The organism is Oceanithermus desulfurans, assembly GCF_014201675.1.
Taxonomy (GTDB): Bacteria; Deinococcota; Deinococci; order Deinococcales; family Marinithermaceae; genus Oceanithermus; species Oceanithermus desulfurans.
Genome location: NZ_JACHEZ010000001.1, coordinates 316,951 through 332,022 on the forward strand (window position 1 = coordinate 316,951; position 15,072 = coordinate 332,022).

12 protein-coding genes are annotated in these 15,072 nt (G+C 68.2%); 4 read left to right on the plus strand and 8 right to left on the minus strand.

From position 1 onward, the window contains the following. Positions 1 to 19: 19 nt before the first annotated feature. Complete coding sequence (gene lptB, locus HNQ05_RS01740; protein ID WP_147148310.1) at positions 20 to 784, plus strand: LPS export ABC transporter ATP-binding protein; 765 nt, start codon at positions 20 to 22, stop codon at positions 782 to 784. A 7-nt stretch (positions 785 to 791) separates the two neighbouring features. Then, positions 792 to 2,282 (plus strand): DUF3084 domain-containing protein, encoded by a 1,491-nt coding sequence (locus tag HNQ05_RS01745; RefSeq protein ID WP_147148312.1) that lies wholly within the window; start codon positions 792 to 794, stop codon positions 2,280 to 2,282. Here HNQ05_RS01745 and HNQ05_RS01750 read toward each other — a convergent pair. The 4 genes from HNQ05_RS01750 to HNQ05_RS01765 form a co-directional block, all read right to left on the minus strand. Next, positions 2,270 to 3,166 (minus strand): delta(1)-pyrroline-2-carboxylate reductase family protein, encoded by an 897-nt coding sequence (locus HNQ05_RS01750; protein ID WP_147148314.1) that lies wholly within the window; start codon positions 3,164 to 3,166, stop codon positions 2,270 to 2,272. The two genes, HNQ05_RS01745 and HNQ05_RS01750, sit on opposite strands and share 13 nt — an antisense overlap. Next, positions 3,163 to 3,795: an alpha/beta hydrolase gene (locus HNQ05_RS01755; protein ID WP_183677519.1), complete on the minus strand. Its 633-nt coding sequence runs from the start codon at positions 3,793 to 3,795 to the stop codon at positions 3,163 to 3,165. The genes HNQ05_RS01750 and HNQ05_RS01755 overlap by 4 nt, the downstream gene beginning before the upstream one ends. 80 nt (positions 3,796 to 3,875) lie before the next feature. Further along, positions 3,876 to 5,297, minus strand: a complete 1,422-nt coding sequence (rpoD, locus tag HNQ05_RS01760) for an RNA polymerase sigma factor RpoD (RefSeq protein ID WP_221266618.1) — start codon at positions 5,295 to 5,297, stop codon at positions 3,876 to 3,878. Positions 5,298 to 5,332: 35 nt separating this feature from the next. Next, positions 5,333 to 6,457, minus strand: coding sequence for a class I SAM-dependent methyltransferase (locus tag HNQ05_RS01765; protein ID WP_147148317.1), 1,125 nt, complete (start codon positions 6,455 to 6,457; stop codon positions 5,333 to 5,335). A gap of 40 nt (positions 6,458 to 6,497) precedes the next feature. Here HNQ05_RS01765 and tsaD point away from each other — a divergent pair, with 40 nt between their 5' ends. Together tsaD and secA are read left to right on the plus strand one after the other, a co-directional pair. Next, positions 6,498 to 7,478: a tRNA (adenosine(37)-N6)-threonylcarbamoyltransferase complex transferase subunit TsaD gene (gene tsaD / locus HNQ05_RS01770; protein ID WP_183677521.1), complete on the plus strand. Its 981-nt coding sequence runs from the start codon at positions 6,498 to 6,500 to the stop codon at positions 7,476 to 7,478. Positions 7,479 to 7,518: 40 nt separating this feature from the next. After that, positions 7,519 to 10,536 (plus strand): preprotein translocase subunit SecA, encoded by a 3,018-nt coding sequence (gene secA / locus HNQ05_RS01775; protein WP_147148320.1) that lies wholly within the window; start codon positions 7,519 to 7,521, stop codon positions 10,534 to 10,536. A gap of 64 nt (positions 10,537 to 10,600) precedes the next feature. Here secA and HNQ05_RS01780 read toward each other — a convergent pair whose 3' ends face one another. The 4 genes from HNQ05_RS01780 to ftsZ all read right to left on the minus strand — a co-directional run bounded on the left by HNQ05_RS01780 (position 10,601) and on the right by ftsZ (position 15,064). Further along, complete coding sequence (locus HNQ05_RS01780; protein ID WP_147148322.1) at positions 10,601 to 11,140, minus strand: hypothetical protein; 540 nt, start codon at positions 11,138 to 11,140, stop codon at positions 10,601 to 10,603. Positions 11,141 to 11,409: 269 nt separating this feature from the next. Further along, positions 11,410 to 11,925 carry a hypothetical protein gene (locus HNQ05_RS01785; RefSeq protein ID WP_147148323.1) on the minus strand — a complete coding sequence of 172 codons (516 nt, stop codon included), beginning with the start codon at positions 11,923 to 11,925 and terminating at the stop codon, positions 11,410 to 11,412. Beyond that, positions 11,912 to 13,777 (minus strand): hypothetical protein, encoded by a 1,866-nt coding sequence (locus HNQ05_RS01790; RefSeq protein ID WP_147148325.1) that lies wholly within the window; start codon positions 13,775 to 13,777, stop codon positions 11,912 to 11,914. The genes HNQ05_RS01785 and HNQ05_RS01790 overlap by 14 nt, the downstream gene beginning before the upstream one ends. A gap of 243 nt (positions 13,778 to 14,020) precedes the next feature. Then, complete coding sequence (ftsZ, locus tag HNQ05_RS01795) at positions 14,021 to 15,064, minus strand: cell division protein FtsZ (protein ID WP_147148327.1); 1,044 nt, start codon at positions 15,062 to 15,064, stop codon at positions 14,021 to 14,023. Positions 15,065 to 15,072: the final 8 nt, after the last annotated feature.

Here is a 15,072-nt window from a genome sequence, read left to right on the forward strand (position 1 = left end):
TTGTGTACGATGGAGCGCAATGGAAACGGCTCTTTCCCCCGAGGTGGAATACGCCCAGCAGGCGCGCCTTTCGGCTCAGGGCCTGCGCAAGCGGTACGGCCGCCGCGACGTGGTGCGGGGCGTGGACCTGGTGCTGGGGCGTGGCGAGATCGTCGCCCTCTTCGGCCCCAACGGGGCGGGCAAGACGACGACGTTCTACATGCTCGTCGGCTTCGTGCGCCCCAACGGCGGGCGCATCTTGCTGCGCGGGGAGGACGTGACCCGGCTGCCCATGCACAAGCGGGCGCGGCTGGGCCTGGGCTACCTGCCCCAGGAGCCCTCGGCGTTCCGGCGCATGACCGTGCTGGAGAACCTGCTGGCCATCCTCGAGCACCAGCCCCTTCCCAAGAAGGAGCGTCACGACACCGCGCTGGGGCTGCTCGAGGAGTTCCACATCGACCACCTCAAGGACAAGTACGCCTACACCCTCTCGGGGGGCGAGCGGCGGCGGCTCGAGATCGCGCGGGCGCTCACCACCAACCCCGACTTCATCCTTCTCGACGAGCCCTTCACCGGCGTCGACCCCAAGAACGTGGGCGACATCCAGAACCTGATCCAGGAGCTGCGCGCCAAACGCGGTTTGGGGGTCTTCATCACCGACCACTCGGTGCGCGAAACCCTGGCCATCACCGACCGGGTCTACCTGATGTACGACGGCCAGGTCGTCTTCCACGGCAGCCCCGACGAGTTCGCCCGCGACACGGGCGCGCGCAATTACTACCTGGGCGAGGACTTCGAGCTCTAGCCGCCTCATGAGCCTCTGGACGCTGCTCGTCAACCTGCTGCTCATCGCAGCCGTCGTCGCCTACGTGGGCGACGTGGTGGGCCGTCGGGTGGGGCGGCGTCACCTGCGCCTCTTCGGTCTGCGCCCGCGCACCACCGCGCTGGTCGTGGCCGTCTTTACCGGCGTGGTGATCGCCCTGCTGGCGTTCGCGGCCTTCTTCTTCCTGGCCAGCGACGCGCGCAAAACGATCCTCGAGGCGGAAAAGGTGCGCGAGGAGCGGGACCAGCTGCGTTCCGAGGTGGAGCGTCTGGGCGGGCACGTCAGCGACCTGGAGGCGCGCGCTGCGCGGGCGCTGGGGGAGAGCGAACGCCTGGAGCGCGAACTCAAGGCCAAGGCCGACGCCCTCAAGCTGGCCGAGGAGGAGATCCGCAAGCTGCAGGGCGAGAAGGAGTTGCTGCAGCAGGCGGTCGAGGAAACCCGCAAGCAGCTGGAGGAGCGCGAGGTCGAGCTGGGGCGGGTGCGCGCCGAGGTGGAGCGGATCGGCTCCGAACGCGAGGCGCTTGAGCGCGAGTTCGACGCCTTGCAGCAAGGCCAGATCCTGCTGCTGGACGACCTCGAGAAGCTGCGTCAGGCCGAAGCCGACGCGATCCAGCGCGCCGAGGCGGCCCAGGCCAAGACCCGCGAAGCGGAGGCGGCCGCGGCCCAGGCCGAAGCGCGGGTGAGCGCCATCCAGAAGGAGATTGCGGCGCTGGAAAAGGAGCGCCAGCAGTTGCTGGGTGACATCACCACCCTCGACGCCGAGCGCAAGGCGCTCGAGGAGCAGCGCGACGCCCTGCGGCTGGCCAACCGCCGCCTGCAGGACCAGCTGGCGGCGGCCAACCAGCAGGTCTTCGACCTCAAGCAGGAGCTGCTGCGGCTCGAGCAGGAGCGCAGCTCGTCGGAGCGGGGGCTCGAGGTGCTGCGGCGCCAGTTGAGCGACAGCCTCAAGGACACGGTGCTGTCCGAGCTGGTGTGGTCAAGCGGGCCGCTGCAGCAGGCCCTCGACCAAGCGGTGCACCTGGCCGAGGTGCAGGTGCGCGTCGAGGGGTTCCGCGGCGTCCTCGTTCCCGAGGACCTCAACAGCGAGGGGTGGCGCGCCCCCGGCGTCATCCAGGCCCGGGCCGAGGGGGTGACCCCCGACGGCAAGGTGCTCTTGCAGCTACGCTTCGTGCCCAAAGAGCTGCGCTTCCGGATCGGCCAGGTCATCGCCCTGCGCGAGCTTCCGCCTCCGCGCCTGCAGCCGGAGCGCGTTCGCCGCAGCCTGGAAGACCTGCGCGAAACCGCCTTCGAACGCCTGCTCAAGGCCGGGGTGCTGCCCGAGCGGGTGGCCGCCGCGGGGCTGACGGGCGCGGTCCTCGCCGACTTCCAGGCCCAGATCCGCGACGAGGTGGGCAACGTGGTGGTCGCCGTGGTGGCGGCCGACGACGTATGGACCACCGAGGTGCCGCGGTTGCTCTATCAGGTGCTCTACGTTCCGTAGATCAGCCGCGCCGCCGCCAGATCCCAAAGCGCCGAGCCGACGCTCTTGAACACCACCGGACCGCCCGCGGGCGGGTTTTCCTCGAGCACGTCCGCCAGGGTGCGAACCTGGGCCCAGTCCACTTCCGCCTGCAGCAGGTCGCCGGCCTCGGCGCGCGCGCCGGGCAGGGTGTCCACGAAGACGCGCGACCGCCTCACCAGCGCGGCCGGCAGCTCGGCCATGTTCGGGGTGAAGGCGCCGACGGCGACCACCAGCGCGTCCTCGGCGACTTCTTCCGGCACCACCGGCGCGGCGCTGCTGGTGGCGCTGACGATCAGGTCGGCCTGGGCCGCGACCTTGTCGGGAAAGGGCACGGTCTGCATGGCGAGGCCCAGCTTGCGGCCGTGCGCGGCCAGCTCGGCCGCCCGCGAAAAGGTGCGGTTGTAGACGAAGACGCGCCGCGGGCGGAGCGTCGCCAGCGCTTCGAGATGGGCCCGCGCCTGCGTACCGGCGCCCACGATGAGCACCTGTTCGGGCGGCTTTGCGGCGAGCCGGCGGACGGCCAGCAGCGAGAGGGCGGCCGTTCGCCTGGCGGTGACGACGGCGCCGTCGAGCAGCAGCCGGGCCTCCCCCGTGCGGACGTCGAAGACGAGCACCTCGGCCTGCACCTGGGCGAGCCCGCGTTCGGGGTTGGCCGGGTGGACGCTGACGCGCTTGAGCACGCCCAAGCGATCGTCCCACGCAGGCATGAGGAGCAGCGTGCCCCCTTCGGGAAGCGGATGCACCGTACGTTCGGGCGCGACCGCGCGGCCGGCGCGAGCGTCGCGGACCACCCGGGCCAGGGTGTCGGCGAGGGCCTCGTAAGGGAGCAGGGCGGCGGTCGTGGTGGCGGAGAGGGTCTTCATAAGGCGCCCAGGAACGCGTCGAGGGACTGCAGGTAGTCCCGCATGAGGTCGAGCGAGGGCAGCGGCTCCTTCACCTCGAGCCCGTGGCCGGCGCCCGGCAGCACGAGGGTGTGCAGGCCCGGCCGCTCCAGCCCCTCCAGGAGCTCGGGCGGGGTGGCGGGGTCGGCGCCGCCGGCCACGAGCAGGCCGGGGGCGGGGTCTTCGGCGATGGCGCGCAGCACGTCGTCGGCGCGGAGCAGCGGGGTGAGCCACACCTTGGCCGCGGCGGCGTCGCGGGCATCGCGCAGGAGGAAGGCCATGGCGAGCGTGCCGATCGACTTGCCCACCAGCAGCCGCGGCCGGGCGTGCCCGCGGACCCAGCGCCACACCGCGGCGGCGTCGGCGGTGATCCAGGAGTGGCGGTCGGCCTCGGCGGCGGTGAGGAACTCGGGGCGGTCGTAGTCGTACCAGGCTTCGACGACGGCCCAGCCGCGGGCGCGCAGCAGCTTGGTGGTGTAGTGCAGCAGGGGCCGCGCGGGCGAGTAGCGCAGGCCGGGGAAGACCACGGCCACGGGCTCGCCGCGGGGGTCCCCCTCGACGACCAGGAAGAAGCGGTGCCCTTCGTGCCCTTCCAGCTCTATGCGCGCCACGGTCTCAGTCTAGCGCAGATCCGCTCCGCCCAAGGAACGACCCCCTGCGGACGCAGGGGGTCGCTGCGGTGTCAGGAAGATTAGTCGAGGAAGTCGCGCAGCTTGCGGGTGCGGGACTCGTGGTACTTGAGCTTGCGCAGCGCCTTGTTCTCGATCTGGCGGATGCGCTCGCGGGTGACGCCGAAGTAGGCGCCCACCTCCTCGAGGGTGTGCTCGCGGCCGTCGATCAGCCCCTTGCGCAGCTTCAGCACCATGGCCTCGCGCTCGGAGAGTTTGGAGAGGGCTTTTTCCAGCTCCTCCGAGAGCAGGCTCTGAGCGGCGGAGTCCACCGGGCTGGCCAGGTGTTCGTCGGGGATGAAGTCGCCGTAGAACGAGTCCTTCTCGTCGCCGATCGGCGTTTCCAGGCTCACCGGCTCCTGGGCGATCTTGAAGGTTTCCTCCACCTTCTTGGCGTCCCAGCCGGGGCCCATGGCGTCGGCGATCTCGGCGTAGGTGGCCTCGCGGCCCAGCTCCTGCTGCAGCTGGCGGGCGGTGCGGGTGAGCTTGTTGATCGTCTCCACCATGTGCACCGGAATGCGGATCGTGCGCGCCTGGTCGGCGATGGCGCGGTTGATGGCCTGGCGGATCCACCAGGTGGCGTAGGTGGAGAACTTGTAGCGCCGCTTGTACTCGAACTTCTCGACGGCGCGGATCAGGCCCTGGTTGCCCTCCTGGATGAGGTCGAGGAAGGAGAGCCCGCGGCCGGTGTACTTCTTGGCGATGGAGACGACGAGCCGCAGGTTGGCCTCGATCAGGTGCTGGCGGGCGATCTCGCCGTCGCGGGCGATGTGCAGGTAGCGCTTCTGCGGCTTGGGCAGCGCCCGCAGGCGGGCGTCCACGGCCTGGATGGTGTCCTCGTCCACCCGCTCGGCCTCGTAGCCGGGGATGTGGGGCACGCGGCCGCCGTGGCGCACCTGGGCGCGGATGACCTTCTTGATCAGGTCGGCTTCCAGGCCGGTGAACTCGGCCAGCCGCTCCACGGCGGCCTCGCCTTCTTCGACGCGGCGCGCCAGGTCGATTTCTTCTTCCAGCGTCAGCAGCGGCACCTGCCCGATCTCGTGCAGGTACTGCCGCACCGGGTCCGAGGTGGAGACCCGGGTCGCGATGGTTACGGGTTCTTCGGGTTTGGCAATCACTTCTTCTTCGATGGGTGCTTCGGTGGCGGCCTCGGCCACGACTTCTTCTTCGTCGAGGATGGGCTCGAGCACTTCCGGCTCGGCCTCGGGCTCGACGACGGCGGCTTCGGCCGGCGCCGGTTCCTCCTTGGCGGAGGCGGTCTTGGCTTTCTTGCTTCGGGACGGCTTGGAGCTGGCCGCGGTGGTCTTCTTCGCGGCCGCAGGCTTCTTGGCTTTGGGGGCCGCCTTCGCGGCGGTTTTCTTCTTCGCGCCGCTCTTGGGCGCGGTCTTCTTGGGCGCCTCGTCCAGCACGGCAACGGCCTTTTCTTCGGTCTTCTTCTTGCTCAAGCGGGTCACCTCCCGGTCGTGCGGCGTCGGCACGGTCAGGGTTGCTTTACGGCAAGCAGCACTTTGTAGCGGCCAGCGTGCAACGTGCGCACGTTGCCGAACCGGTCGTGCATCCAGACTTCGTATTTTAGAAACGGGTTGGCCACCAGGTAAAACCGACCTCCAGGTCGTGTACGTCGATGGGCTGCGGCCACGAAAGCCTCGGCTACGTCCAAAACAACGCGACCCCCAACATGGAAGGGGGGGTTTGATACTACTATATCATAAACTTCGTTTTCTTGCAAAGCTTCATCCACGTCGGAGTGATGCACCGCCGCCGACAGACCGGCGGCCTGAAGGCTGCGCCGGGCGCTCCAGACCGAAGCGAGCTGGTGTTCCAGCAGCGTTACCCGGGCGCCCTCCCGGGCGAGCGGCAGGCTGAGCGCACCGTAGCCCGCGCCCAGGTCGAGCACCTCGGCCCCCCCGACGTCCCCGGGCAGGTGTTCGAGGAGCAGGCAGGAGGCGGGGTCCACCGCGTCCGCGGAGAAGACGCCGGGCCAGACCCAGAAGGTCAGCCGCCGCCCGCGAAGTTCGGCCTCCAGGGGAGCGGGCTCGGCGGGCGCCTCCGGAGCCGGGCGGGACGAGCGTTCCAGGACGGCGACGCGCACCCCTTTGGCCCGCGCGACCACCTCGCCGTCGCCGACGAGCTCGCGCGCCCAGCCGAGGTAGCGTTCGAAGCCCAGCTTCTTGTCGCCGGCCACCCAGAGCAGCCCGCCGGGCTCGAGCGCCCGCGCGGCGGCCAGGAGCTGGGCGCGCACCCAGGCATTGCCGCGATCGGCCCCGAAGACGAGCAGGGCCGTGCCGTAGGCCGCCTCGGGAACCTGCCAGGGCAGGGCGGCGCGCACCCGCAGGCCCGGATGCTCCGCGGCGCTCGCCTCCAGCGCGCGCAGGGCCGAGCGGCGGTCCTCCCAGGCGTCCACCTCGAGCCCCGCGGCCAGCAGCGGCAGCAACGCGACGCCCACCCCCGGGTTGAGGTCGATCGCCCGTGCTCCCCGGGGCTCGACGGCCTCGGCCAGCGCCCGGTAGGCCGGGTCCTCCAGTCCAGGGGCCCCGCGTTTGATCCAGAGCGGGCCCGCAGGGGTCGGCAGGGTTGTGAGGGTGTGGTACTCCGCGAGCTCCACGGAATGTACACTTTAGCACATATTCGCTAGAATGGGGAACGTGCTCGTGCTCGGCATCGAAACCAGCTGCGACGACACCGGCGTGGGCCTGGTGCAGGACGGCCGGGTCCGCGTGAACCTGGTGGCGTCGCAGACCTTGCTGCACGCCGAATACGGCGGGGTGGTGCCCGAGCTGGCCAGCCGGGAGCACACCCAGGTGCTCGACCGGCTCGTGGCCCGCGCCCTGGAAGAGGCCGGGGTCCGCCCCCAGGCGCTCGACCTGGTGGCCGCCACCCGCGGCCCCGGCTTGGTCGGCCCGCTGCTCGTGGGGCTGGGCTACGCCAAGGGGCTGGCCTGGTCGCTGGGGAAGCCCTTCCTGGGCGTGCACCACCTGGAAGGCCATCTGCACGGGGCGCTCGCTTCGGGGGAGGTGGAGCCGCCCTTTCTGGTGCTGATCGCCTCCGGCGGGCACACCCACCTCTACCGCGTGGAGGCGTGGGGGCGGTACCAGCTGCTCGGCGCCACCCGCGACGACGCCGCCGGCGAGGCCTTCGACAAGGTCGCCCGCACGCTGGGCCTCGGCTACCCCGGCGGCCCCGAGATCGAACGACTCGCCCGCGAAGGAGACGCGCACGCGGTGCCCTTCAGCGTGCCCATGCGCGGCCGTGCGGGGTACGACTTCAGCTTTTCCGGTCTCAAGACCGCCGCGGTGCGGTTTAAGAGCGAGGGCTACGCGCCCGCCGACATCGCCGCGGGCTTCCAGCGGGTGGCCGTGGCCTCGCTGGTGGGCACCCTCGAGCGCGCGGCGCGCGACACCGGAGTCCGCCGGGTCGTGGTGGCCGGCGGCGTCGCCGCCAACCGGGCGCTGCGCACGGCGCTCGCGGCGACGGGGCTCGAGGTGCACCTGCCCCCGCCGGGCCTGACCTCCGACAACGGCGCCATGATCGCCCTGGCCGCCGCCCGCCGCTGGGCGCGCGAAGGGCGTGCCGACCCCATCACGGTCTCCGCCGAGCCCTACTGGCCCCTGGGCGAGGCGGTCTAGCTGGCCCTTCTCATCTTCAAAGCTTAGAATGCGATAAGTTATGCTGGGTCTTCTCAAAAAACTCTTCGACAACAACGACCGCGAAGTGCAGCGCTACTTCCGCCAGGTCGTCGAGCCCACCAACGCCCTCGAGGCGGAGGTCCAGAAGATCGACGATCTGGCCGCCGCCTACGCCGAGGCCCGCCAGCAGCACGAAAACGGCAAGCCGCTCGACGAGCTGCTGCCCTGGGTCTTCGCGCTCGCCCGCGAGTCGGCGCGGCGTTTCCTGGGCCTGCGCCCCTACGACGTCCAGCTCGTCGGCGGCGCGGTGCTGCACGACGGCCGCATCGCCGAGATGAAGACGGGCGAGGGGAAGACCCTCGTGGCCACGCTGCCCGTGGCCCTCAACGCCCTCACCGGCAAGGGGGTGCACCTGGTCACGGTGAACGACTATCTGGCCCGGCGCGACGCCGAGTGGATGCGCCCCGTCTACCACGGGTTGGGGCTGGAGGTGGGGGTGATCCAGCACGACACCCCGCCGCCCGAGCGGCGCAAGGCCTACCTGGCCGACATCACTTACGTCACCAACTCCGAGCTCGGCTTCGACTACCTGCGCGACAACATGTCGCTCAGCCCCGACCAGCTGGTGCTGCGCCACGACCACCCGCTCCACTACGCCATCGTGGACGAGGTCGACTCGATCCTCATCGACGAGGCGCGCACCCCGCTGATCATCTCCGGTCCCGCCGAGAAGGCCACCGACCTCTACTACCGGATGGCCGAGGTGGCCCTCAAGCTCGAGCGCGGCGAGAAGCCCGAGCCGGGCGAGAAGGACAAGGAGCCCACGGGCGACTACACCATCGAGGAAAAGCAGCGCCACGTCCAGCTCACCGAACGCGGCATCGAGCGCGCCGAGAAGCTGCTCGGCATCCCCGGCCTCTTCAGCCCCGAGAACATGGAGAAGGCCCACATGCTCATCCAGGCGATTCGGGCCAAGGAGCTGTACCACCGCGATCAGGACTACATCGTCCAGGACGGCCAGGTCATCATCGTGGACGAGTTCACCGGCCGCCTGATGCCGGGCCGCCGCTTCGGCGAGGGGCTGCACCAGGCCATCGAGGCCAAGGAAGGCGTCAAGATCGAGCGCGAGAACCAGACGCTGGCCACGATCACCTACCAGAACTTCTTCCGCCAGTACGACAAGACCGCGGGCATGACCGGCACGGCCAAGACCGAGGAGAAGGAGTTTCAGGAGATCTACGGCATGGACGTCATCGTCGTGCCGACCAACCGCCCGGTCATCCGCCAGGACCACGCCGACGTGGTCTACCGCACCGAGCAGGGCAAGTTCATGTCCGTCGTCGAGGAGATCGCCCAGCGCTACGAGAAGGGTCAGCCGGTCCTCGTGGGCACGATCAACATCGACAAGTCCGAGCGCCTCTCGGCGATGCTGCGCGAGCCGCGCTACTACCTGCCGCGCGTGGAGATGCGCGTCAACCTGCTGCTCAAGGCGGTTCAGAAGAAGTCGGGGCCGGAGTGGGAGAAACTGAAGAAGGCCCTGGCGCGGCCCGCCAACCTGCGCGAGAAGACGCTCGAGGAATTCGCGCCCCTCTTCCAGGGCGCCGGAGGCAACCTGGCCGACGCCTGGGAGCAGTTGAAACTGGCGGTGCACACGCTCGAGATCATCCGCAAGGGGATTCCCCACCAGGTGCTCAACGCCAAGTACCACGAGAAGGAAGCCGAGATCGTGGCCCAGGCGGGCCGTTCGGGTACCATCACCATCGCCACCAACATGGCCGGGCGCGGCACCGACATCAAGCTTGGCGGCAACCCCGAGGAGATCGCCAAGAACATCCTCGAGAAGCAGGGCCTCGACCGCTACGAGTGGAAGGTCGAGCTCTTCGTCAAGAAGCTGATCCAGGGCGAAGAGGACGAGGCCAGGAAGCTCGCCGCCGAGCTCGAGGTCCCCGCCGAGACGATCGAGGAGATCAAGAAGATCAGCGAAGAGGCCAAGATCGACGAGCAGCGGGTCAAGGAGCTGGGCGGCCTCGCCATCATCGGTACCGAACGCCACGAGTCGCGCCGCATCGACAACCAGCTGCGCGGCCGTTCGGGCCGCCAGGGCGACCCGGGCGAGAGCCGCTTCTACGTCTCCTTTGACGACGAGCTGATGCGCCTCTTCGCCTCCGACCGCGTGGTGAGCATGCTCGACCGCATGGGCTTCGACGACTCCGAGCCGATCGAGCACAAGATGGTCACCGGCGCCATCGAGCGGGCGCAGAAGCGCGTCGAGGACCGCAACTTCGGCATCCGCAAGCAGCTCTTGCAGTTCGACGACGTGATGGCGCGCCAGCGCGAGGTCATCTACGAGCAGCGGCGCATGGTCCTCCTGGGCAAGGACGAGGAGGTCAAGGAGGCGGCGCTCGCCATGGTGGAGGACACCGTGGCCGCCGTGGCCGAGAACTACCTCAACCCCGAGATCCACAAGGACGACTGGGACCTCGACGGCCTGAAGCTCGCCCTGGTGGACATCGTGCCCGCCTTCGAGAACTACGACTTCGAGGCGCTGCGCGGGCTCGAGGCTCCCGAGGCGATCGACAAGGTGGTGGAGGCGGCGTTCGGCTTTTACGAGGAGCGCGAGCAGGAGCTGAGCCCCCAGGTCATGCGCGCGGTGGAGCGCTTCGTCATCCTCTCCATCGTCGACTCCGACTGGAAGGAGCACCTGCACAACCTCGACGTGCTGCGCCAGGGTATCGGCCTGCGCTCCTACGCCCAGAAGGACCCCTTCCAGGAGTACAAGTTCGAGGCGACCCGCCTCTTCAACGAGATGATCGCCCACATCAAGAGCGAGTCGGCCAAGTTCTTCTTCCGCCTCAAGGTGGAGGCCGAGCCGCCCAAGCCGCAGGTCTACGTCCCCGTGCCCGAAAAGAAACCCCAACCGGTCAAGGCCGACGCCAAGGCCGCGGCCGGCAAGCGCGGCGGCAAACGCCAGGAGCCCAAGAAGAAGATCGGGCGCAACGACCCCTGCTGGTGCGGCAGCGGCAAGAAGTACAAGCACTGCCACGGCAAGAACGCTTAGGATTTGACGGGAAAGGGCGGGTCGTAGACCCGCCCTCTAGGTTTCCCCGGGGAGCGGCGAAAGCTCACTCCACGTCCGTACAATCCCCCGGCACTCCCAGGTCGCACCACTCCCCCCAGTCGAAGATGCTCGGCGCGGGCGTGGTCACCTCGGTGTACCCCGGGTAGCTCGTGGTGTCGGGGTCGACGCTCATGTCGCGCACCATGAAATTCGTAGCGATTACCCCGGAGGACTCAATATAATCATCCAAGGAAAAGACTCGCACGCTCTTCCCCGGATCCTTTCCCACCCGCATGCACCAGGCGGTGATGCGCAGCGGACCTCCGGGGACCGCCCGGTCGTAGGGGTCGTCCGCCCAGCCCATCCACCCCACCTTGCCGGGCTTGACCCAGAGCCAGTCGGCCCCGCCCCCGTACACGTTCTCGTCCTCGGGCACGTTGGCGGCGGGCCCCCTCGAGAGACCGTAGGTATCGAACTCCACCTGCACCTTGATCCCGTCGTCGCACCGCTCGGTGTTGGTGGCGTAGATGCCGAACCCCAAACCCCCAGGTGCCTTCGTCTGCGGGCAGGCGGTAAGCCCGAGCGCCAGCAGCCCCAGGAGCAACCGCGCCGCTAAAGGTAGCCGACTACCGACCGGCCCGGGCCGTTTGCCGAAGCCTTGGTCCGCTCCTCGGTTCGAGCGCATACCCCTCGTGCGATCCCCTCCTTCTCCAATGGCCCCTTCCTCAACCCTTCCTGGCCGGCCGCGCGGCATCAGCCGTTGCGCAGGGGGACGAACGCAGCTCCGAGGGACGCATCGCCGTGCGCAGATAAAAGTTCGGATGCCCGTTGCCGGTGCGGATCGCCGGGGAGACCCGCACCGGTCGAATTCACCTAAGGATGGGGGTAGTCAATCATCAGTCCCGGCGAGGTGACCGTATAGTCGGAATCCGTGCCGGTATCCCAAACGGTGATCTTCGTGTCGACGACCCCCGCTTCGGTAAGAAACAGGTCTGCGTCGAAGGTGCGTTCGCTCAGCCCCGGCTCGGTGTTCTTGCGCATGCAGTAGGCCTTGACGGTGAGGGTTTCGTTCGCGGCGTTGGCGTCGAAAGCGCGGGTGGTCTGGAAACGTATGGTGTACACGTGTCCCGGCTTCACCCAAACCCAGTACGCACCGGCTCCGTAGATCTCTTCCGTTTCTCCTGGGTCGATGGGATGAGCGATGAGCGAGCCTTCCTCGACCTCGATCACGGCCTTGATCCCGTCGTCGCAGCGGTCGCTATTGATCGCGTTGGCCGTCAGATCGATCCACCCCACCACCACCTGCGGGCAGGCCGTGAGCAACCCGGCCAGCAACGTCGCCAACGCGGCCAGCGCCAAGCCTTTTCCAAGGGTTTTACTTAAACGCATAGTAACCTCCTGCACGTGGCGTGGGCAAAATGCCGGTGATGTTCAGGAACTTGCCGTCGTAGCGCCCGCCGGTTTCGTACCATGGTATCCGCACCAGTACCTCAGCCGTGGTGCGCCAGTTGTAGAGCCTGCCTTCCAGCGTCGGCGCGTAGTGTTCCCCAAGAGCCGTTGGCTCGACGTGGTAGAGCGCGACACCCGGTACACCCCTGACGCCGATGCTATCCATGGCTAAACTGTACATGCTCCAGCGGACGGAAGTCGTGGGTGAACCGTAGTACCATGCTCCACGGAGATTGAACCACGAGCCGCGTTCGTCCAGCCAGGCGTTTCCTCCGTTGAAGAATCCGCGAGGTGTCGTTAGGCCCTGTCCCGAGATGGCCTTCGTCCCCATCTTGACGATGAGATCCGGGTAGTAGATCTTGCTTCCTCCGTAGTTTTGCTTGCGGAAAGCCAGCATTCGTCCGCCTAGCCAGCTGTTCTTACGAAACATGTAGTACCAGCTGGAAATGGATCCGTTCGATAGGTTGGGTATGGAGCCGCCGTACCAATTGATATTCGCCCACCCGCGGTACTGATTGCGTTCGAACTGGTACCACGCGGCCAAGCGAATGAAAGCCGCGGGTCCGCAGCCAATGGGCAAGCCCTGATGGGGCCCGCTGGGGTCCGTCACGTGCCAGTAAGTAAAGTTCTTCCAGTTGGAATCTCTAAACTGGCGTGGGAAGTGGTCATACCCCTCGTAGTAGCCGCCGTCGGGTGCGTTGGGTGGGTATTGGTCGTTGTGACCGCTGTCGAAGTAGTCCTTCCACCTGTAGCCGTAGCTCCTCCAGTCTTGCCAGTTCCCTCCCACCGTATGCCACTCGTAGTCTTTTCTAACCTTGTTCGTATCCTTGTCCCGCGCCTCCAGCACCCAGTACTCCCCGTAGCAGAACCACCCCGCACAATACTTCTTCCGCCACTGGGGCGAGACCTCCTCGTAGTTACTGAAATTCCCGGCTCCGCCCTGCGCGATCACCTCTTGCGCCTTTACGAAGTCCAGCTCCCCGTCGGCTCCGGTCATCCCGGCCAGGCCCATCCCCGCCGCCTGGGGCCTTACTTCCATCCCCTGCACGCTCACCGGGTCGTAACCCAGCCGGCTCAGCAGCTCCGCTTCGGCCTGGCGGGCTTCCAGGGCCTCCGCCGAGGCGTCCTCGGCCATGCACTCGTCTTCTCCCGCCTCGCCCAGCAAGCAGGCCCAGACGTGCGCCATCTCTTCCCGGTAGTCCTCGTCCTCGGCCAGCCGCTCCACCGTACCGTGGAAGCTCTCGCTCAACTCGGCCACCTCTTCCGCGCTCACCGCCTCCCCGGTGTAGCCGTCGTAGAACCTTCCCTCCCGGTCGGCCAGGTAGTACCGCCCCGGATCGCCGAAGCCCACCAGCCGCGCCACCTGCGCCTCGCCACCCAGCGCATCCACTACAGCGAGCAGGTGCTCCAGCGTGTCGGTACCCGTATCCGCGAACAGGGTGGGGGAGTAGAGGGTGCTCGCCCCCGTAGTCACCAGGTAGTGTCCTTCCCCCGCGCTTACCGCCGCCCTTGCGGCTTTCCAGAAGCCGCCGTGGGCCTCGGGACCTAATACGGTCAGATACACCAGCGGGTAACCGTCCACGTCCTCCACCAAGAGCGAGGCCGCGTCCTGATCCCCCACCTCCTGCAGGCTCACCTCGCGGCCCAGCCCGAAGCGTAGGGTCAGCGCCTGCGCCGCCACCACCGGCACCGGCTCCGCTACCGCCCGCGGGTCGTCCCGCCCCGCCGAAGGCTCACCGCTGCACCCGGCGAGCAGCCCCAGGGCCAGAATCCAAGAGAGAGAGAACTCCAATGACCTTTTTCATAACCTCCTCCAATCCAAAGCCTGGCGTTATGACGAGGAAGGGACGGTAGCGGATAGTGTAATGAGTATAGCATACTATCTCTCCCTTAGTTGTTCGAAGTGACCCGCCGACTTGGGCACCGGCATGCGGGTAGGGGCGCCTGACCGTAGTGTCCAGTCGGCCTGCGTATGAGTGGGTTGGAAAAACCAAAACCCCGGCCGCGGCCGGGGCGAGTTGGCGAATCGTGGTTGCTAGAGCCGGCCGGGGCCTTCGTCGCCGTAGCGGATGAAGGCGGGGATCTCCAGGTCGTTGGGGTCGAAGGCGCCGCTCGAGCCCTCGGCGCTCGCGGGCATCACCGTGGCCTCGGAAAAGCCCGAGGCGATCAGCACGATGCGCATCTCGTCGGCGGCACGGTCGTCGTAGGTGATGCCGTAGAGGACGTCCACGTCCTCGATGCCGGTGGCGTCGCGGACGCGCTCGGCCACCTCGATGGCCTCGGCCAGGGTGAGCTCTTCCGAGCCCACGACGTTGAGCAGGACGTTGCGCGCGCCCTCGATGGTGCGGTCGAGCAGGGGGGAGTTGATCGCGGTCTGGGCGGCTTCCTGGACGCGGTTCTCGCCGCGGCCGGCACCGATGCCCATGAGGACCTGGCCGGCGCCGTTGAGCATGTTGCGCAGGTCGGCGAAGTCGACGTTGATCTCACCCGGGGCGTTGATCACGTCGGAGATGCCCTTGACCCCGTGGTAGAGCACCCGGTCGGCCATCAGGAAGGCCTCGCGCAGGGCGATCTTCTTGCTGTCGGCGGCGGCCAGCAGGCGGTCGTTGTTGACCACGACCATGGCGTCCACGCGCTCACGCAGCCGCTTGATGCCCTCCTCGGCGACGCGGCGGCGCTTGGGTCCCTCGAAGTGGAAGGGGCGGGTGACGACGCCGAGGGTGAGCGCCCCGATCTCGCGCGCGATCTCCGCCACCACCGGAGCGCTGCCGGTGCCGGTGCCGCCCCCCATGCCGGCGGTGATGAAGACCAGGTCGGCCCCGTCGAGCTGTTCGGCGATGAGGTCGCGCGTCTCCAGCGCCGCCTTCTCGCCGATCTCGGGGTTGGCCCCGGCCCCCAGGCCGCGCGTCAGCTTCTCGCCCATCTGGATGCGGATGTCCGCGAGCGAGCGCGCCAGCACCTGCGCGTCCGTGTTTCCGGCGATGAACTCGACGCCGTGCAGCCCGGACTCGATCATCCGGTTCACGGCGTTGTTGCCGGCCCCTCCCAAACCAATGACTTTGATCGTTGCACCCTGCATGCCGCCTC

Bases quoted from the DNA above. Each gene is read 5' to 3' on its own strand.
- lptB (WP_147148310.1), top strand. From the start codon at position 20: ATGGAAACGGCTCTTTCCCCCGAGGTGGAATACGCCCAGCAGGCGCGC.
- HNQ05_RS01745 (WP_147148312.1), top strand. From the start codon at position 792: ATGAGCCTCTGGACGCTGCTCGTCAACCTGCTGCTCATCGCAGCCGTC.
- HNQ05_RS01750 (WP_147148314.1), bottom strand. From the start codon at position 3,166: ATGAAGACCCTCTCCGCCACCACGACCGCCGCCCTGCTCCCTTACGAG.
- secA (WP_147148320.1), top strand. From the start codon at position 7,519: ATGCTGGGTCTTCTCAAAAAACTCTTCGACAACAACGACCGCGAAGTG.
- HNQ05_RS01785 (WP_147148323.1), bottom strand. From the start codon at position 11,925: ATGCGTTTAAGTAAAACCCTTGGAAAAGGCTTGGCGCTGGCCGCGTTG.
- ftsZ (WP_147148327.1), bottom strand. From the start codon at position 15,064: ATGCAGGGTGCAACGATCAAAGTCATTGGTTTGGGAGGGGCCGGCAAC.